Genomic DNA, 19,145 nt, shown 5'->3' with positions numbered 1-19,145 from the left:
TCTTCTCCTAGGCCGTCAGATCGCCGAAGCAGACGTATTTGAGTTCCATGTATTCCGCCAAGCCATGTCGCGAGCCCTCGCGACCGAGCCCGGATTGCTTCCACCCCCCGAACGGAATGGGCGGGCCCGTGAATGACGCTGTATTGATACCGAGCATGCCGCACTCGATCTGCTCAGAAAGTCGGAGCGCTCGACGCAGACTGTCCGTGTAGATGTAACCGGCCAACCCCATTTCGTTAGCATTAGCCCGGGCGACAACCTCTTCTTCGGAATCGAACGGGAGCACGGCAGCCACGGGTCCGAACGTCTCCTCCCGCGCGATCAGCATGTCCTCGGTGACATCACTCAGGAGCGTCGGAGGAACGAAGTTCGGACCGAGACTGGCGTCCTGACTGGCAGAGAATGCCCGGGCGCCTTTTTTCACCGCATCATCGATGTGAGCCCTGCATTTGTCGGCAACCGACAGCTTGGTCATTGGACCAATGTCCGTTGCAGACTCAAGACCGTGACCGACTTTCAGCTGAGCAACAGCCTCGGCAAAAGCATCAACGAAGGCATCATAGATACCTCTCTGTACATAGATGCGGTTTGCAGCAAGGCAGTCCTGACCCGAGGTCGCAAATTTTGCGGCCATCGCCCCTTTGACAGCCTTCTGAGGATCGACATCGTCGAAGACTAGAAATGGGGCATGCCCACCCAGCTCGAGCGACACCTTCTTGACCGTGTCAGCCGCCCTCTCCAGAAGCAGACGCCCCACCTCCGTAGAACCCGTAAACGAGAGGGCGCGTATTCTTGTGTCGCGCAACAGCGGCGCAGACAGCTCGACCGGATTACCGACGAGCATCTGAAGCACCCCGCGCGGGATGCCGGCCTCGTCGGCCAATCGAGCCACCGCAAGAGCGGAGAGCGGCGTCTCGGGAGCAGGCTTCACGACGATCGGACAACCCGCCGCAAGAGCAGCCCCCGCTTTTCGCGTGATCATGGCGACAGGAAAATTCCACGGGGTGATGGCCGCCGCCACACCGATCGGCTGCATCCGCACCTGAAGCAGACTCCCAGGCTTGTGGCTGGGCATCGTCTCGCCGTATGCGCGCTCTCCCTCTGCAGCAAACCAGTCGAGAAATCCAGCACCATACGCAATTTCATGGCGAGCCTCAGCGAGCGGCTTGCCCTGCTCGCTGGTCACGAGGACAGCAAGTTCTTCGGCATGCTCGAGCATCAACAATGCCCAGGACCTGAGGATCGCCCCACGCTTTGCAGGCAACAGATCTCGCCACGCAGCGTACGCTCGTTCGGCTGCCGCGATCGCGAGACTCATATCCGCGGCAGAGCAACGAGCGACCTCTGCGATCTTTTCTCCGGTGGCAGGATCGACCACAACATCTCTATGTTCGCCCGCAGTCCAGCGGCCGTCGATAAGCGCAGCGCCCGCCAGAAAGTCGCGACGACGGAGATCTTGCAGATGCTGGGAGGCAAGACCGACCCGATGCCGACTTTCGTGCCGAACAGGTTGAAGCGCCATTTTGGAAGTTCCGCCGGTCGTCAGTTGAAATTGCCTCGGCAATCAGGATACTGATATCACAAACAGATTTACGCCGGATTCTCCTGTCGTTCGGAGGAATTCCTGCATCCCATGGGCATTTTGCGCCGAAAGGCATCTGAGGGCTGGACATGAATATGCAATACGACCGAATAGACGCCCGGATCCTCGAGATCGTGCAAAAGAACAACCGCTTAACGTCGGAGGTGATCGGAGAGATGGCGGGGCTTTCGGCTACGGCCTGTCAACGGCGACTGAAAAGACTCCGTTCGGAAGGCATCATCGAGGCCGATGTCTCGATCGTTTCGACGAAGGCGGTAGGAAGACCGATTCAGATGCTCGTGCTCGTGAGCCTCGAGCGGGAGCGTTCCGATATCATCGACAAGTTCAAGAAGGCGATCAAATCGTCGGCTGAAGTCGTCAATGGATTCTACGTCACCGGCGATGCGGACTTCGTCCTTTACATCACCGCGCGCACGATGGAGGATTATGAGCAGTTTACCCGGCGGTTCTTCTATGAGAATCCCGATATCAAAGGTTTCAAGACGATGGTCATAATGGACCGCGTAAAGGCGGGCTTTGCTGTTCCGATTGAGCCTCCGCCCGAGGATTGATGCGAATATCACACCGTGCATTCAGCGATTGTGCACTACTGCCGCTCACTCGCGTACAACGCAAAAAGGCCGCACGGTCGCTCTTCTACTGTATGCTGCTGTCGTCAGAGCCGAGCAGTGTACTTTTCAGTTTGAAGTTCGAAAGAAATTGAAGCTACGAGATCGCGTCTCATTCAGTTGCGCGCCCCATTCACTCTCAGAAGACCGTCCCAAGAACCGCAATCGGCGGTCGAAGAGATTCATTTGAGGTTCAGCTGCTATCGAGATGTCAATGCCACGCCCACCCGCAGCGCAATAAACGAAGATACGGGACATCATTAGATTCGATTCGGGCAAGGGAGCTGCTATGTCATTACATTCAGGCACCGCGAAGAGTGCTTGGCGCTCGGTCTCACAAGCGCCTCGCGCGGTGCCAATTGTTATTACGACGGATACGTCAGGGTGTTGGCCGGTCTCATAAAACTCTCGAACACGTTGGGGCGGAGGCCCACTTTCGAGCCGCCGAATGTGTCTTCTCACTGATGTTGTACAGAATGAACCTATAGGAGGCAGCGCAGAAGCTAGATGACGCAGCCGGCCAAACCTCTGCTGTCCGGCATTAACGGCATATTTGCACCGTTACGGTATCCGAGCTTCCGGCGCATACCTGAGCCTTGATGCAACATTTGAGCGCGAATCTGAGCCTTCTTTCGGTCGATAGAACTCACCGGTCGTCATCATCGCCCAGATGATCCGTGCCCACTTGGTGGCAACGGCGATTGCAACGACCATGGGTCGACGTCGCTCAAGTAGTGCTTCGATCCAACCCCCTCCGACCCGTAATCGCGCTTTCGGGTACCAGACGATGTTGCGGACCCGAATAACCGACAAGTGCATGGGATAGGCGTCTCCCTGTTTGGTTATACGGTGGAGCCGATCCTCCCCGCCCCTGGGGTTCTGCCTTAGCATTAGTTCGAGCCACGCAGCGAACTCCCGACTGGCGGAACATAGCTGGGTCTATGACAGCGGCCGCGACGGCCGTGGCCGCTATGGGGCCAACGCCAGGGATAGAAGCCAGCAACTTCGTCGTCGGATGTACTTTCTGATCCGGAATTCGACGGCGTCTAACTGCCTGTCGAAGTTTTTAATTGATTTGCAGTGCTAAGAGCGCCATGCGGGCGGTGGTCTGCAGGATCAGCTCCTCGTCGTCCAACATATCCACCAAACGTCTACCCTCTGCCGACCTGTCCGACAACGAGACCGAACTCAGCAAAGTGAGCACGGATCGCGCAAGATGTCATTGTCCTCTGACGGACCACCAAACACTCGCCCGCGGAAGCATCAAAAAGCCCTGGTTCGGGGGCACAAACCGCACCAAGCTTACCGAGGCAAAACCCGCTACCAACCGTTCGAAGCCAGCGCGTTGTCGCGCTATGCGTGAACGACTGAAATCATCATCGGATTAATTCGATCTCCGCCCGCCCGAGAGCCGTCAGCCGGTCCCCCCATGGCGCATTGCAACGCGCAGCTCTCGCGATTATGCAACACCTGATGTGCTGAGGATTGGCACACATAAAGAATCGCCTTGTGCTCCAGGTGATGAGGCCTGACCTCGTCAGAGACCATGACCGACCCTCCTTCAGGAGGTGTCTTCGCAGCATGGTCGAGGATCAACTATAGCGCGACAATCTGGATGGGCACTTCCATCCTGATTGCCGCGTCGCAACATGGCTCGCTCCCCGATACTGGTCGCCAAAGACGTAAGCATCCGGTGAGGGCCTCACCGGCTTTCAATTACCCACATTTTTGATTGTGCTGAGTTCAACGCCGAGCGCGATGTCGGTAAGCTACGGTAAGCCACGCCATGACAATGTTTCCGGGCGGTGGATCGTGGGCTCTGACCAAATAGCCGCCTAGCGAGCTTGACAAGGTAGTAGCCGAGCGTCGCCATGCGGCACCTGCGGCTACCGACGCCGTTTACGAGCGCGTCCAGCAGAGCGAATTCGACGCCAGTAAATGCCGTAGTGGGCGACTTGTTGGGGTCGGTGCGGTTCAGCATGGTCGCCACAGATGCGCCAGCTGAGAATGCAAAAAATCGCCATCAGATTAGCGAGACGATTTCAGCCGTGCGCAGCCTTGAGTCCTCGGCGTTGCAGCCCGATTTCAGAATCTTGTGCAACACCTCGATCTTCCATCGCAGAGCGTATCAGTTGATCTTTCCGGTCGCTTCGGAGCGTCCGTGCACCGGCAGATCAGTTATTAGTTTCCACTCGATCGGCTTCCGGCCTCTTGGGTCTCCGCGTTCGCTGGCATGTATGACAGTCAGATTGAGCCCAGGATAGCGCTTCTGTTTGCCAATCGAAGGCAGGACCTTGATCCGCTTAAACTTAATTTCTAAAGCGGCCCTCGTCATCTCACCGCGATCGTTTCGAAATTCGATGTGGTGCAAGCCTCTGATACTGGTTCCTTCCATCTCAGTTGTGATCGTGTGCCGCCATCCCCTGCAAGCCGATCAACACAGGCGCGCCCAATATTGATCCCTCACTGTGATGCTGTTTTGATCATGATGAGTGCAACCAGCCAGGCGTGGACGCGTAAATCGTGGGTTGTAAGCGCCCGGTCGAAACGGCGCGGAAGGCAGCGGCGACTTCGCCTTCTACTCGGCCTGCATGCCCTTGATCTATTCCAGCATTTCGCGCGAGAGCACTTTCTGCACCTCGTTGACGAAGGCGGCGGCGACGGCGATCGCGTGTTCTTCCAGCGAGCCGATTGTTCTTCAGGGTGCTCGTTCATACGCCTACGTTGTAGAGCGTCGCATCGGCTCCGATTATTCTCAATCGCAAAAACACGCTCTTCTGCGGCCACGACGAGAGGACGGAGAGCTGGCCTGCATCGCTCGCTCATCGGCCGGCGTTGATCCGCAACCCCTACTTTGCGGATGTGCTGACTAAACTCGTCAATCTGTGGCCGGCCTCACGCATTGACGAGCTCATGCTCCGGGCCTCGGCCGCCGACCACTTCGCTAACAAGCTCGCCGCTTTAACATCCGCCCCCGGTTGGAGAACTAAGCTGTCAGCGCCGTGGGGCCAGAAGTCCCTTGCTATGTACCGAGGTGACGCAGATATGCCGGGCCTAGTCACGGCGTGCTCCGAATCAATTCGCACCACGTGACGAGCCCAGGATCGAACGGCGACATTCCCGCCTATGCGCGCGGACCCGGCGCCTTCGAGATCGCGCGCGGCTAACCCAGAGGACGGATGGGCACCAAATCCCGAGCGCCCGAAGGGTGAGATCGCATAGGGCATATCATTCTCAAGCACGCGTTCGAGGTCGGCATGACAGCGCTTGAGCCTCCCTCCCTCGTACCATCCATGTCCGGCTGATGACGCCGATGTCGGAACCCCGACAACGCCTCGCAGCCATTCCAAGCGGCGTGTTGGCGCGTATGCGTGTTTTCACTCTCGCAGGGCAAGCGCGCCCCATATTCCGCGAGTGGCACGCCTATTGCTGGGATGAGGAGCAAAGAGCCGCCGATCCGGACGAGACTTGCCCCAGTGATCCTAACCAATGCAACGTTGATGCTGCGTATGCTGGGAAACGCAGAAGCGCCAAACATTGATGTGGCGGTCGTCTCGAACTTCACTGCGGCCAATGAGATAGCGGCGCCGAGCGGGCACGAGGCAGTGTTACGCTTTGGCGCAGTTTTGCAGCCAAGGTGCACGTCCTTTCGGCGATTGGTTGTTAGGCAATGAAACTTGTCAAGGCCACGCGGTTTTGCGAAACAACGATGGCGCAGTAAGGAGATACGTAATGAAACTCGCTTCCGGATACGAGGCCTTTTGGGAGGCCGCTCACAAGAACTACCCCGATCAAACAAAGCCGGGTGGTCTACTTGATCAGGGAATGTTTGACGCGATTAGCAGCATCGTCAATGCTGACTATTCTGACCGTTTTGCAAAGCCATCGACCCGTGGATGGGGGTCGTCTATTTTCCCATGGAGTTTTCCCGTCAAGCGCTCCGCAAAAATTGGAGCTTTGGCGCTGACCTACAAGGGGTTAATAAATATCAAGACTCCTTTTGATCTGTCTCTGTATACAAGGCTTATTTGGGAGCTTCAGCCGAAGACAATTCTAGAACTCGGTTCGTTTCAAGGTGGCAGCGGACTCTGGTTCGCTGATCAGATGTCGGCGCTTTGTGACGGTCCCGGTGAAGTCCACTCCTTTGATTTGCACACCAAATGCATCCACGAAAATGCAAAACATCCACTTCTTACCTTTCATCAGGTTGACCTTTCGGACGTTGAGACCTTCGATAAAGAGCTTCTGATGGGGCTACCTCATCCTTGGCTTGTGATCGACGATGCGCACGTGCAAGTATTTTCGATATTTTCTTACCTAAGCCAACTTCTAGTGCCGGGTGACTATTATGTAATTGAAGATGTTCCTATAAAAGCAAATAAACAGATCATCGATGGCTTGCACTTGGTCGAGCAATCCGGATTTTTAGTCGATACTTATTACACTGACGCGTTTGGGATGAACCTTACTTCTGCTCCAAATGCTTGGCTTCGGAAATCCTAAGTGTGAGTCGGCTTCTTCTAGAACGAAGGAGCAACGATAACGACTGTGGAGAGACGCTGAATGCCATGAGGCTACAGACGAGGGATATCCGGCAGGGATTTCGGTTCGGCGGGGCGGAGACATCTGTCCGGCAAAGTGCAGCCCGAGTACAGAGTCGAACCTCAATAAAAAACTTCTGCCAAGGCCAAAGCTTGGCGGAATCGGAGGATCGAAGGCGAGCATCCGTCTCTGCCTCGACGGCGTCGTCATGAAGCGCGGCTGGGCCGGCGAAGTCCGCAATGTATCGCTCCTTGTGGCTTCGGCGATCAATGCAGAGGAGTTCTGGAAAATCGACCGCATCTGTGAAGGCGCCGCGAAGGACAAATCCGGCTCGTCATCGTTTCTGCGCCAGCGGCCTCAAATGCGTGCAGCTAGTGATTTCCGGCGCCTGGCGAGGTCTTGCCGAGCGTCGCGGATTGTCTACGGGAGGCGCGCTATCACCGCAGCATTGGTGCACTCGCAATGTCCTCGGCCACGTGCCGTCGACTAGGCGTTCGCGAGCTGAGCCACATTCTCAAGGCTATTCATGCGCAAGAGAGGGCGTGCCGCGGCCGACGAGAAGGCCGGGACCGTCATCGCAGATCTGCGGGAAACCGTAACGCCAAAGCTGCCGATCTCGTCGACAGGCGGTCCACGAGACGCTCAGCTACTACGCCTTTTCGGGACGATGATTCGAAAGGAACAATCCCGCTCGCCCGCTCGAGCCCATCGTGAAGGACGTCCGGGGACGAACCCAAGTCATCGGTTCCTTTCCTGATGGCCAATCCTGTCTCAAGTTGGCGGCGGCACGGCTGCCGCACATTCCCGGAGCGCGTGGTCGACCAAATGCTGCGTGAACACGCGACCCGCTATATCAGCAGCAACTCTCTCAAACCGAAGTCGTCACCTGATAAAACGTGCGAAAGATTCTGGACAATGCCCGACTCATGCCCGCTCCTTACGCCCCAGAATCTCGTTTGTTCTGCCGATCGCGAATCGCCGACGAGAATGGAATCAGCCAATTGCGCCTTTTCGACGCGCCCAGGTGGCAGCGCTGCCAGCTCGCATTCAGCGCGTTGGTGACTGCGCCTTGATCCCCTCGCGGGCATGGGCGATCACCAGCTTGACACCGCGCAGGCGCGCCGCGCGAGCTTGCACGGGAACGAGTTCCAGAACGTCTCGGCCCCGGACGGCCTGATATCCATCCCGAGCGCGACGCGTCGGCCGTCGCTGTCAACACTCTCCGGGCTCGTACGCTTGAGCCGGCTTGGGCACGACGTGTAGTGGGTCGAGGCGTGACGTTTTTTTCGAGAGCCGGATGCGGGAAATCTGCCTGTCCGCTTCTGATTTGTGCCTCTGACCCGTCGCAAGGCTTTTGATGCGGCGACGACTAGCTTGAACACCATCAGCCTGGCGGTCGTTGACGACAATGATCCATTCGTCCGCACGGTTCGGTGCTGCATGGCCGCGAACACGCTTTCGATAGGGTTGGCAAAACGCCATCGGTCCACACATACACATAGCGTCGCGCCGACAGATCGCGCATTTGCCAGCGCTCATACTCGCCCCTGCCACGCGGCCGTTCAGCCGGGAGATGACCGGCGCCATCGGTTCGGCGCGTCCTTGCGCAGCAAGGCCGTCAGCGCCTCCAGGAAATCGCCGCTCGAGATGCCGCGCAGGTCCAGCACCGGCAAGAGCGCATCCAGGCTCCTGGTGCGCCGCGCCCACAGTGGCAGGATCGCCGAGCTGAAGCGGATCCGCTCGCCGTCACCGGCCACCCCGCGGTCCCGAATTCTCGTCCGCGCGACCTCGATGGGCCTGATGTCGGTCGCAATCGTTCGGGCCGGACCGTAACCATGCTGCACGACACGGGCCCGCCCCTCGGCAAGCTTCAAATCCTTCACCGTGGCAACAAACGACTCGACTTCGATCTCTACGGTCTGCGCCAGACGCTGCCGCGCACTGGCTCGCAGAATATTGGCCAGTGATGGTCGAAATATCCTCGGGCTGACGAAGCGCCACTCTTGCTAGTCTCGTTCATGGCGGATCGCTCTCCCGGAGAGGTTCTGGCGGGCGCGACACCCGCCTCGATGCGCCGCCTATCTCATCCCGTGATCACCCACTTTCCCGCATAGCTTGCTATCGCGGTTTCCACGTCTTTGGCGGCCCCAATCAAATGTCACATAGGGAGATCGTCAATCGCGAGCCCCCGAGCCAATGCTCGCTGCGTCGAGCCTCAAAACCAGCAGACGCCGCGCTGGAAGAACGCATCCGTGTAACTCATCATAAGAACATCCGTGCACTGTACTTTTCCACGAATCCGGCGGGCCGCCAGCTGAGCTTCGCTTGGCGTAAGCCCGGAATACCAAGATCCTGCGCTCGATTGATGTACCTCAACTCGGCTGCAACCTCCCCCGCGAATGCATGAAGAACGTACTGGTAGGCGCCCTTGAACTCTCGTGCGGCCTTCTCGTAGTGTTCAACAAACATTTCAGAGTTGAGCCGTTCACCCATGGCAAAACCGACGAGCTTCTGATCTATCTCCACCACCACGCCCTTTATAGGCAGGGATTCAAAGTGATGAAAAGCGATCTTAACGGCAGCGGTCTCTTCTGCTGCTGAACTTCGATCTGCATCTTGTTCGCTAAGCCATCTCTCTTGAAGCTCAATGCAAGCAGTCGCATCGTGTGCCTGCATCAACCGCACCGTCGGATTCAAATCGGCAAACCTCCTGATGAGGTTTCGGTTCCCTTCGAACTTCTTACCCTTCAACGTTATCAACTCCTCGACGTCGTAGTAGTAGTCGCTATTGTCTCGATCGAACACGATGGACATGCTTCCTGAAAGGTCATCTGAAAGGGTCCTAGGAATCCGCACCCATCGGTACGTCTGGAGCCCCGGAAGCGGCTCCAGCATGAGGTCCTCCGGATGTTCTCCTATCGGAGGAAAGAACTGCGGCTCACTGTCGGATTTGCGTTGATAAGATACGAGCAGGTGATCACGATACACACAGAATTGGTGGTTTTTGACGTCGGCCCAGCAGAGAATGTTTGTAAAGGTCATTTCGGAGCATTTGGGCGGATACTCCGCAAAGTAACGGTCGAAGGTGGTCTTGTGGACCATTGATATCGCTTGCATGGCGTCAAAGATGCTTTTCATGGTGATCCCGGCTCTCAACATGGCGCATTGTGGCGATGCGACCTCATTCACATTACCTCTCTACGATCACGGACATTGACTCGGTTTGAGGTTCGCGCGTTGGCTGGGTTAGAGGATTGACGAAAGGCCGGTCAGCTTCTGAACTACCTTTCACATGATGCCTAGCGCAAACCGAATTACGTGACGCAACCTGGGAACTTGGTTTGTCGCCAAGTATCTGGATGCTGGAAGCTGGATTGGCATTTGGCAGCATTGAGAGATGAAGGTATCGGCTCGCAGACACTTCTCGCAGCTGTAGTCCATCGCTGTTTCTTTGCGGCCGCTACATCTTATGGACCGCGTCCATGAGGATGCTGAACCCCAATTTCGGCCGCACGCGTTGGCACGACAACCGCGACTAATGAAGTCGACGCAGTCAACTCGAACGACGACCGATCTATATCGCTCTCTGATTCGCATGGGTAGAATAACGCCACAGGCTTTCGTACGACATCGCTGTTCGATGTTGTTTTCCTCGACCATAAAACAAGGTAGATCTTGGATCGTCCAACGAAAGGCATACTACTTGCCTCATAAGCGTAGTCGTCCTGATTCATGATCGAGGTCTCCCCTCATCCCGATGGACTGCGAGATGATGATCGCCTGTCCAATCGAATTCTTTATCGCCTTCGCACTGCTTCCGCATCACGATCCCGAAGCAATGAAGCTATTTAAACGGCGACGCCATAGCCAGCAACCTACCAACTCTGGCACTCAATACCGTTGGTGAGCCACTCTACTCGCTTCACGGGCCAGCAACTGTTGGTCCAGCTCTACGAGTTCATCGGCGCAGCGCGAATGACAGCCCCCGATCGCGCACGCGATGCCGCCCGGATGCCGTCCGCCGCTGGATGGCTCGCAGTGTCGTGGCAAGGACGCCGACCAGATCGCTGTCGTCGCGCGGCTGGACAGCCCGCGCCACGACAGGATGAACAGCACTCGCGCCACGAGAAGAACAATGAGTAAGAACTCACAGAGATTGGCGTTTATCTTAACTCTCCATCCGGGTGAGCTCTTGCACATGGGCAGCACATCTGCTGAGTGACAAGCATGCCGCCAGAAACGTCCACTCAGGCAAGACGAGTAGGATGATGCCGACGGCGCGATGCAATCCCGATCGACATGTTGGTGACGCCGACCGTTACCAGCGCTACTCACCGGCGTGTGGGGCGCGGGCGTACCCGACGACGCGACGAGATATCCAATGCACACTGCCGGCACGAAAACCGAAGCCGCCAAGACGGCGATATCGACATAACAAGGCCGCTCTCCCTCTTCGACTTAAGCCTTGGCCAGAAGTTGGGTGGATGGACTGGCCCCGTCCTTGGTCAGCACGCGGTCTTCACTAATCTCTCGTCTCAAGCGCGCTTCGGTAACTTTGATCGCAGGCTCCTTGACCGTGGGATCAGAGCTGGTCCCGGTTGTCTGAACAGACGCGTCGATAACTGGAGCCTCTGCCGGGGTTAGGCTGTCAGGCGGAGCGGCAGCGGGGTGAAGTAGGCTTGATCCGGCGTGGTGCCGTCAAGACTCGAACGGGGGCGCTCTGCTGTTATAAAAGTCGAGATATCGGCCGATCGAGCTGCGCGCCTCGCTGACGCTGTCATAGGCCCGCAGATACACCTCTTCATATTTGATGCTGCGCCAGAGCCGTTCGACAAACACGTTGTCCCGCCATGCGCCCTGGCCGTCCATGCTGATCGCGATGCCGTTGTCGGCGAGCACGCCGGGAAAAGTGCGGCGCGGCAATCAAGATGGAAGTGCGTCTCATCCAGATTGTCGCGCTATAGATAAACGCCTGTCCGGTGAACTGCGAGCCCTGGTCCGCGTTGAAGATGTCCGGCTTACCGTGACGAGCCACGGCATCTTCCAGCGTCTCGACGCAAAAGGCTGCTTCCATCGTGATCGACGACGCCACGACAGAACAGGACGGGTTGCCCAGCCCAGCACCGCGGCTAGATAGACGAAGCCGCGCGCCATCGGGATGTAGGTGATGTCCATCGCCCAGACCTGGTTCGGCCGCGTGATCTCCATGCCGCGCAGCAGGTATGGATGGATCTTGTGGCCGGGCTCCGGCCTGTTGGTGCGCGGACGGCGATCGAGCGCCTCTATCCCCATCCGCCGCATCAGCGTCTTCACATGCCGACGGCCCGTCGGCAGCCAGTAGGCCTCTCAGCATGCGCGAACCGGCGGGGGGAAACTCCAGATGCAGCCGGTCGAGACCGCCGCATGATCGCGAGATCGGCGTCCAGCACCGGGCGCGGCAGGTAATAAAATGTTGCCGCGGCTGATCTGCGAACTTCCGCCTGCCCGGTGATCGACAGATCGTGCTCACGGTCGATCATCGCTTTGCGCTCACCAATCCCGCCTTGGTGAGCGCTCCTTCCAAGAAACTATGCGCGGAGCTGCGCTCCCCCTTGGGGGATAGAAACAGAGCCGGGGTTAGATTGCCGACCGGAAGGGAGCGGCCGATACGATTTTGGTGGCACGTGACCCAGTTAAAAACCTGGTCCATGGCTTGTTGCGCACTTGAGAGTGGTGACGCCATCCGGCGATCCCGTTTAGGAATCTGACCAATAGCGCAGCCCAGCCCTTCCGCCGCCGTCAGCAGGAGGATTGGAGATGAACCCGAAAAGATCGAAGTCGAGGAACGGTGATAAGATGCCGATGGTGCACCCGAACGGGGCTGCCATCGACGTCGGAGCGACTATGCACATGGCTGCCGTGGGGGCAGATCACGCACCGGAGCCAGTCCGCAGCTTCGGTATCTTCACGGTCGATCTGCATCGGCTGGTCGACTGGTTTACGGAATGCGGCATCGAGACCGTCGTCATGGAATCGACCAGCGTCTACTGGATTCCGATTTTCGAGCTTCTCGATGCCCGGGGATTTGCCGTGTTTCTTGTCAACGCGCGCGATGCCAAGCACGTGCCAGGGCGCAAGACCGATGTCAGCGATGCGCAACGGCTGCAGCGGCTCCATTCGTTCGGGTTGCTGCGGGCCAGCTTTCGGGCCAAAGGGCAGATTGCTGAGCTGCGAGCCTACGTGCGTCAGCGCGAGCGTCGGCTGGAGTACGCGGCCTCACACATCCAGCATATGCAGAAGGCCTTGACGGAGATGAACCTTCAGCTGCACCACGTCGTCGCCGACATCACCGGCGCGACCGGCCTGCGTATCATACGCACGATCCTTGCCGGCGAGCGCGATCCTGAGGCGCTGGCGTGCTTGCGCCATTACAGTTGCCACTCCAGCGCCGAGACGATCGCGAAGACGCTCACCGGAAGCTACCGCGCCGAGCATCTGTTTGCGCTTGAGCAGGCACTTGCGCTTTACGACGCCTACCACGAGAAGACATCTGCCTGCGACGCCCGGATCGAAGCCGTGTTGAAGGAACTGATCGTCCATCGCGGTCATGGCCATGGACCAGCGCCGCGGGCCTCGCGGCGTCGGAATCGAACCGATCAGGCGAACGCTCTAGGTTTCGACGTCCGCGAGGCGCTGCTCGCGTTGCTCGGAACGGACATAACCACGCTCGACGGCCTCGGTCCTTTCCTCTCGCTGAAGCTGATCGCTGAATGCGAAGACGACCTCTCCTCGTGGCCAAGTGCAAAGCATTTTACCTCCTGGCTGGGACTGGCGCCTAGCAACAAGGTCTCCGGCGGCAAAATGCTCTCGCCCGAACGCGCCGATCCGGCGGCCGGGCGGCGGCACTTCTGCGCCTTGCTGCCGTGACCGTGGGTCGTACAGACACCGCGCTCGGCGCCTTTTATAGACGGCTCTCAGCGCGCATCCGCAAGGCCAAGGCCGTGACCCCCCACGGCCCGCAAGATCGCAGTTCTGTTCTACAATGCTGTGCGATACGGAATGGACTATGTCCATCCCGGGGCCTCGTCCTACGAGACGCGTTACCAGACGCGAGTCGTCAACAATTTGCGTCGGCGTGCCAAGGCATTCGGCTTTGTTCTCCAGCCCTTGGAGCCGAAACTCGGTGCTGCCGTTTCTTGGCAATCGTTCTCCAGCGTCAGCTCCCCGATCTTGGCATGCAGCGACTTCACATCGATCGCAGGCGTGGCCGGCGCAGCGCCGCCAGGTCCAAAAACTCCGGAAGCGCCACCCTCCAGCTGCGCCTTCCACGCCGTAATCTGATTGGGGTGGACGTCGAACTGCTCGGCAAGCTGAGCTATCGTTCGGTCGCCCTTGACGGCGGCAAGCGCCACCTTCGCCTTGAAGGCCGGTGTGTGGTGCCGGCGCGCTCGTCTGCTCATCGTCGCTCCTGATTCGCAGGCACCAGCGTGCCCGCTGTCAGGCAGAAACTCCACTTATCGACCTGTTCAAATTTGCGGAGCCGGCTCTATCGGCTCGCGCTTGCGGTCACGGCAAGTCTCCTGGGCTGACCTTGGCCGACCTTTTTTGCCCTCTCGCTGCTTTGGGACTTGCCCGGGTTACCAAGCTCGCCATAATATCGTCGCGTCACGCCCACGGAGGCGTCCCCTCGCTAAGCCCAAGCCGGCGCGAAGTCGGGATTCACAAAGCGGATGTCTTTCGGCACGGCCGCTATCACTCTGCGACCGTCGCCATCGAGATCGAGCTTCAGCGCATCCGGATTGGCCTTGGCTTTCGGTGCGCGAGGCCCACGGGATTGCGGCGACGCCGTGCTGGTCGAGCAGCCATTTCAGGGCTACCCGCACCGCGCTTGGATTGTACTTCTTACCAATCTTTCATCAGCTTCTCGTTGTTTTCCTCGCGGCCATCGGCCAACTGCCAATAGGCCACCAGCGGAATGGCTTTGGAGTCGAGATAAGTTTTCACCTCGACTGCTCGGGCATCACACGATACTCGAGCTGATTGCAGGCCATCCGGGCCTTGATGTCCTCGAGCGTAGTCTTCAGCAGCGCCATGTTAAAATTGGCGGCTCCGATGGCGCGGCTTCGCCCCTCCTCCTTTCAATCAGTCTCGCATGCTGCCGGGAAATTCAAGCTGCGCGACGGCCAAGCACCAAATAGAGATCCAGGAGGTCCAGCCTGAGCTTCTTCAGGCTCCGATCCCCGGCGCGCGGTGGATTGCGTCGGTCCCGATTCTCATACCAGCCTTTTGTCGTGGGTTTAGAAATGATCCATCGAGACTCCTGATGCGATATTGGCTCGACCAGGACTCCGCGACGAGTCCTCGTCCACTCAGGCCGGTGGCATGCGGGCGCAGCGGGCCCATCTATTCACCGAGATCGCGGAAGCGCTAAGCGGGCGCCGCACTGCGGAACCCGCCCTAGTAACTGGAGGTCGGAACACGAATATCTCCAGCACGCAACCTAATTGCAGTACTCAAATCCAAGACGGGCCCAATATCTCCCTGATCAGAGAAACCCACCATTGCCGCTAGCATTTAACTACATTCGTGTGGTGCGGCTGGAACAAATACTCCTCGCGGGTGATTTCGTAATATTGCCAGACTTTCCCGTTCCACCAGCGGTCGTCGATATAGTGCAGCCCCATCTTCTTGGTTGCCCGCTCCGATCGCGTATTCCCATGCTTAATGAGGGCAACAATCTTTTCCTTGGTCGAGTTTTGCAAGGCGTGCGTGACGGCAAAGCGTGCGGCCTCGAGACTTAGACCTCGCCCTCTTCCGTATTCGGAAAGTGAAGTCGCGATTTCGAGATTGTTGGTATCCCCAAAGTCGCGCAGGCCACAGCGACCGATAAAAATCTGACCACTTTTGGCCTTTTCGTAGAGCATCCAGACGCCGAAGCCGTTCTTGCGCCACTGGTCCAAAGCCACATCGATCCAGTTGCGCACATCTTCAGTGGTTTGGGGCTTGTTGTTAAAGATCACATGCTGGACCAGCGGATCGTTGTGGAGCTTGAACAATTCCGGCTCGTGTTCCTGTCGTACGGGGGTGAGGATCAAACGTTCGGTCTGATATGCGATCATCAAGTTCTCCCAATCGGAGCGCCTGTCTGGGATCACAGGCAAAGCTGCTTCTCATTGAAACAAGGGACCGCCCATGGATGTCTCGAGCGGGCATGTGTCAGGTGGCGATACACTGAGGGCATGACGCCACCCATAGGACGGGATTCATCTCGACCGGAACGGAGCCTTGCTATGTCGGCATCAAAGATGCCCAACTCGAAGCCAGCTCGCGGACGCTTGACTCCGCAATCTTGGAAGCAAGGCACGATCTGGTCCGATATCAATTAGCGGACCTAGACCCGCCCAACTCGATCTGCTGGCTCATGACATCTCCCCTACCGGCAATGAATGCAGCGCTTCACGCAACGCGTTTGCAATTGATCTATCGGGTCTGAGACCGACACATTATCAGGCGCACAGATGCAGGCACCTACCAAGGTTGAGAGTGCGCTCAATCAGCCGAGTTACGTGATCGAGCCACACCCGACTCGTGGGGTAGTGTCGAGGATGGGCGCGGTAGCTTGGCGCCCTTTGGCCAAACGCCCCGTCTCCCATCCCCGCTCATCAGTAAGGTCGAGGACTGGCGCGCCGGCAGGCCTTTCGACCGCGCCACGTTTCCAGCCCCTCCACGTCGCATGGCGCCTGACCTTCTTCTCTACCCAGTCTTTGATGAAGCTGAAGCACTCGCTGGAATGAGCGCCCGCACCAGCGCCGTCCGATTTTTGAGCTTGGGCGTGTAATGCGGCCGCATCGCTCCGCTTAGACCGCGGAGATAGCGGAACTCAAAACCTAGGAACCCGAAGCACTCACCGCGCTCAAGGTCCACTGTGCGGCTCTTTTCATCATTGATTTCAACCTGCAGCTTGCCGAACTCCTCCCGAAGCCGCTTGTCCACAGCCCTGATCAGCCAGTCATGACGTTTGTAGGCGTCGATCAAGATCACCAGATCGTCAGCGAACCTCGCATATTCGATGTAGGTGTACTTGCCATTTCGCGTGACCTCCCGCGCCTGCTCCAGCATCTTGTCCACCTCATTGAGGTACAGGTTGCTGAGTGGAACGCCCTTCTTGCCAGAAGCCTTCAACATAACCTTCAGAAGGTGCATGACGTCCGCGTCGTCGATCCGTCGCGCCACTTTCGCCAACAACCGGTCGTGCCGAACATTGCCAAAGTACTTGGAGAAATCTGCATCAACCACATCGGCATAGCCCCGGCATAAATGCCGGTGCACTTCCTTGACCGCGTCCACCGCCCCGCGAGCGGGCCGGTAGCCGTAGGCATTGTCCTCGAAGTCAGCCTCGAAGATGGGTTCGATCACGATCTTGGCGGCAGTCTGACACACGATCACGAATGGTTGGAATGCCGAATGGACGCTCGACACCATTCGCTTTCGGGATCATCACCCGCCGCACCGGATCAGGTCGGTACGTCTTCGAGACCAGTTCCGCGCGCAAGCCCGCCAACCATGCCTCCACGCCCTGCTCCTCGATGCGAGCAAACGTCATCCCATCCACACCCGGTGCACCCGCATTGATGCGCGCGTGGTCTAGGATGTCCTCGGACAGATCTTGTCGTAGAGCAGATAGAAGCGGAAGGTGGGCTCCGCCTTCGCTTTGCAGTAGAGCTTTCTCTGAAGGCTCCGGATCTTATCAGGCGTTGTCAGGATCATCACCAATCACCTTCACCTCACCATCTTCAAAAGCGCACCAGAAGTCGGGGCCCGTTGCTCCACCGGCATTACCCGGCATCAACGCTCCTACTGCCCCGTCCGACTCCCACCGTGACCACCGCCTGATGCGATGTTGAGGCCGCTACCCTCGTCCGCGACGGGTCTCCCCCTGTAACTACGAACCACCCTTCCGACGTGCCGTGCCCACTACCCCGGCGGATCGCATGGGTGCGCATGTCGATTGCTTCCCCACGCGTGCGGCCTTCCCCAAATGACCGGAGGGTCGGCATCCGCATTAGAACTTTCGAGGCCCTCGGGCTTCACTTTGTTACGGCCCATCGGATCGCTCAGCAGCCCAAGGCCGCCTTTGTCGCAGAGCTCCGACCCAACCAGTTACCCGGTCGTGCCGCCTGCCAGCTTCCGGACCAATCGACAATTATCCGGGTGAGACCCTCCCTCACTGATAGTTCGTGCCCTCGGGGCGCACGGTCATTCGCGTCGGTAGCAGCGGCAAAGTCGCTGGCTTGTTCTTAAGAGGCTTGAGATGAGCGCCTATCTTTCTGCATTTTTTGCTGACAAGGGCGTTGTTCGTCCTAGCGCTGCACCGGTATCGGGCTCGGTGATATCGCGTCAGGACAATCCGCTGGGCGTAGCGATTCGCGGTCGCCAGCCAAGTATATGCACACAGTCACAGCGCCTCATGAGCGTTATGGCTGCCCCGACCGATCACGGCTTGCGCTTGCGCGGTGTCTCCAGGACATAAGTAGCGAGCGCCGCGAGATCTGCTTCATTCGCGGCTAACGCTTCAAGTGCGCGGCTGCCGCGCTTAGTCGCGATCAGTTTGATGAGACACTCCGTCGCCGCGAAAGCGGGCGTCATGGCGTGAACGAACGAAGGTGTTTCGGTCCCAACGGTGATCACAATTTTGGAGAGCTTCGCGATCGGAGATAGCTCGCTGTCTGTTAACGCGACTAACTTCGCACCCCGCGCAACTGCGAACTCGGCGGCCTGCATTGTGTAGCGCGTGTACGGACTAACTGTTACCGCCAGTAAAACATCTGCTGGACCGACAGACCGGAGCGCGTCATTTGCCGTGCCCCCCATTCCATCGATCAATATTGTGGGCGAGCCCAGCAATGAGCCGGAATAGTGCATCAGATAGGCTGCAGGAAAACTTGAGCGGAGGCCGAGACAAAAAATGTGTCGCGCCTCCACGAGGAGATCGGCAGCTGCTGCCAGCGCCGCAATAGCAGGGGGCCGCACTAGGTCCCCTAGACGGGCACGCAAGGCATGGATCGTATCGTAGATGAGGGCGGCATCGCCCTGGTCGTTTCGTCGTGCCAGTGATTCCTCTGCATGCCCCGCGAACCCTTTCGGCCGTTCCCTGATAGTCTCCGCGAATATCTCCTTCAATCTGTCGAAACCATCGAAACCGAGCCGCTGTGCAAGCCGCGTTAGTGTTGCCGAAGACACTCCTGCGCGGCGCGCCTGCTCCCTCATCGACAGGAGTGCGACATCGGTCGGATGTTCTAGCAACCAACGTGCGGCGACCTTCATTTGCCGCGGCAACAGCTCGTACCTGTACTTGATGGCTCTTGCGACGGATACATCCATTGCAATGGCTCCTGTGGTCAGCCGATAAGCGG

7 protein-coding genes and 6 pseudogenes are annotated in these 19,145 nt (G+C 58.2%); 3 read left to right on the top strand and 10 right to left on the bottom strand.

Annotated features, from left to right (window positions below; translation table 11 throughout):
* Positions 1-7: 7 nt before the first annotated feature.
* Positions 8-1,522, bottom strand: a complete 1,515-nt coding sequence (locus ABIB80_RS22115; RefSeq protein WP_354128328.1) for an NAD-dependent succinate-semialdehyde dehydrogenase — start codon at positions 1,520-1,522, stop codon at positions 8-10.
* Between the two features lie 155 nt (positions 1,523-1,677).
* Here ABIB80_RS22115 and ABIB80_RS22110 point away from each other — a divergent pair, with 155 nt between their 5' ends.
* Together ABIB80_RS22110 and ABIB80_RS22100 are read left to right on the top strand one after the other, a co-directional pair.
* Complete coding sequence (locus tag ABIB80_RS22110; RefSeq protein WP_354128327.1) at positions 1,678-2,154, top strand: Lrp/AsnC family transcriptional regulator; 477 nt, start codon at positions 1,678-1,680, stop codon at positions 2,152-2,154.
* A gap of 3,789 nt (positions 2,155-5,943) precedes the next feature.
* Positions 5,944-6,714 carry a CmcI family methyltransferase gene (locus ABIB80_RS22100; protein WP_354128326.1) on the top strand — a complete coding sequence of 257 codons (771 nt, stop codon included), beginning with the start codon at positions 5,944-5,946 and terminating at the stop codon, positions 6,712-6,714.
* Between the two features lie 1,042 nt (positions 6,715-7,756).
* On the opposite strand, the pseudogene ABIB80_RS22095 reads toward ABIB80_RS22100, so the two are convergent.
* The 5 genes and pseudogenes from ABIB80_RS22095 to ABIB80_RS39380 form a co-directional block, all read right to left on the bottom strand.
* Positions 7,757-7,970, bottom strand: a pseudogene (locus ABIB80_RS22095) (transposase); the annotation flags it as partial.
* Positions 7,971-8,227: 257 nt separating this feature from the next.
* Positions 8,228-8,754: pseudogene (locus ABIB80_RS22090) on the bottom strand (transposase); the annotation flags it as partial.
* Positions 8,755-9,015: 261 nt separating this feature from the next.
* Entirely contained in the window at positions 9,016-9,942 is a 927-nt protein-coding gene (locus tag ABIB80_RS22085) for a DUF2156 domain-containing protein (protein ID WP_354128325.1), read from the bottom strand.
* Between the two features lie 1,451 nt (positions 9,943-11,393).
* Positions 11,394-11,655 (bottom strand): annotated as a pseudogene (locus ABIB80_RS39385) (integrase core domain-containing protein); the annotation flags it as partial.
* 76 nt (positions 11,656-11,731) lie between these two features.
* Positions 11,732-12,320: pseudogene (locus tag ABIB80_RS39380) on the bottom strand (DDE-type integrase/transposase/recombinase); the annotation flags it as partial.
* Between the two features lie 229 nt (positions 12,321-12,549).
* Between ABIB80_RS39380 and ABIB80_RS22075 the strand changes: the two are divergent.
* Positions 12,550-13,902 (top strand): annotated as a pseudogene (locus ABIB80_RS22075) (IS110 family RNA-guided transposase); the annotation flags it as partial.
* A gap of 32 nt (positions 13,903-13,934) precedes the next feature.
* Here ABIB80_RS22075 and ABIB80_RS22070 read toward each other — a convergent pair.
* From ABIB80_RS22070 to ABIB80_RS22050, 4 genes and pseudogenes are all read right to left on the bottom strand, one after another.
* Positions 13,935-14,192 (bottom strand): annotated as a pseudogene (locus ABIB80_RS22070) (transposase); the annotation flags it as partial.
* 1,107 nt (positions 14,193-15,299) lie between these two features.
* Complete coding sequence (locus ABIB80_RS22060) at positions 15,300-15,851, bottom strand: GNAT family N-acetyltransferase (RefSeq protein WP_354128324.1); 552 nt, start codon at positions 15,849-15,851, stop codon at positions 15,300-15,302.
* 634 nt (positions 15,852-16,485) lie between these two features.
* Positions 16,486-17,214, bottom strand: a complete 729-nt coding sequence (locus tag ABIB80_RS22055; RefSeq protein WP_354128323.1) for a reverse transcriptase domain-containing protein — start codon at positions 17,212-17,214, stop codon at positions 16,486-16,488.
* Positions 17,215-18,225: 1,011 nt separating this feature from the next.
* Complete coding sequence (locus ABIB80_RS22050; protein ID WP_354128322.1) at positions 18,226-19,113, bottom strand: MurR/RpiR family transcriptional regulator; 888 nt, start codon at positions 19,111-19,113, stop codon at positions 18,226-18,228.
* Positions 19,114-19,145: the final 32 nt, after the last annotated feature.

It is taken from the genome of Bradyrhizobium sp. i1.15.2 (genome assembly GCF_040548425.1).
Lineage (GTDB): Bacteria > Pseudomonadota > Alphaproteobacteria > Rhizobiales > Xanthobacteraceae > Bradyrhizobium > Bradyrhizobium canariense.
The sequence above is the reverse complement of the archived record's forward strand: the minus strand, read 5'-3'. Positions and strand labels throughout refer to the sequence as shown.

Excerpts from the sequence above, each read along its gene's own strand:
- ABIB80_RS22115 (WP_354128328.1), bottom strand. The coding sequence starts at position 1,522 with ATGGCGCTTCAACCTGTTCGGCACGAAAGTCGGCATCGGGTCGGTCTT.
- ABIB80_RS22110 (WP_354128327.1), top strand. The coding sequence starts at position 1,678 with ATGCAATACGACCGAATAGACGCCCGGATCCTCGAGATCGTGCAAAAG.
- ABIB80_RS22100 (WP_354128326.1), top strand. The coding sequence starts at position 5,944 with ATGAAACTCGCTTCCGGATACGAGGCCTTTTGGGAGGCCGCTCACAAG.
- ABIB80_RS22060 (WP_354128324.1), bottom strand. The coding sequence starts at position 15,851 with ATGATCGCATATCAGACCGAACGTTTGATCCTCACCCCCGTACGACAG.
- ABIB80_RS22055 (WP_354128323.1), bottom strand. The coding sequence starts at position 17,214 with ATGGTGTCGAGCGTCCATTCGGCATTCCAACCATTCGTGATCGTGTGT.
- ABIB80_RS22050 (WP_354128322.1), bottom strand. The coding sequence starts at position 19,113 with ATGGATGTATCCGTCGCAAGAGCCATCAAGTACAGGTACGAGCTGTTG.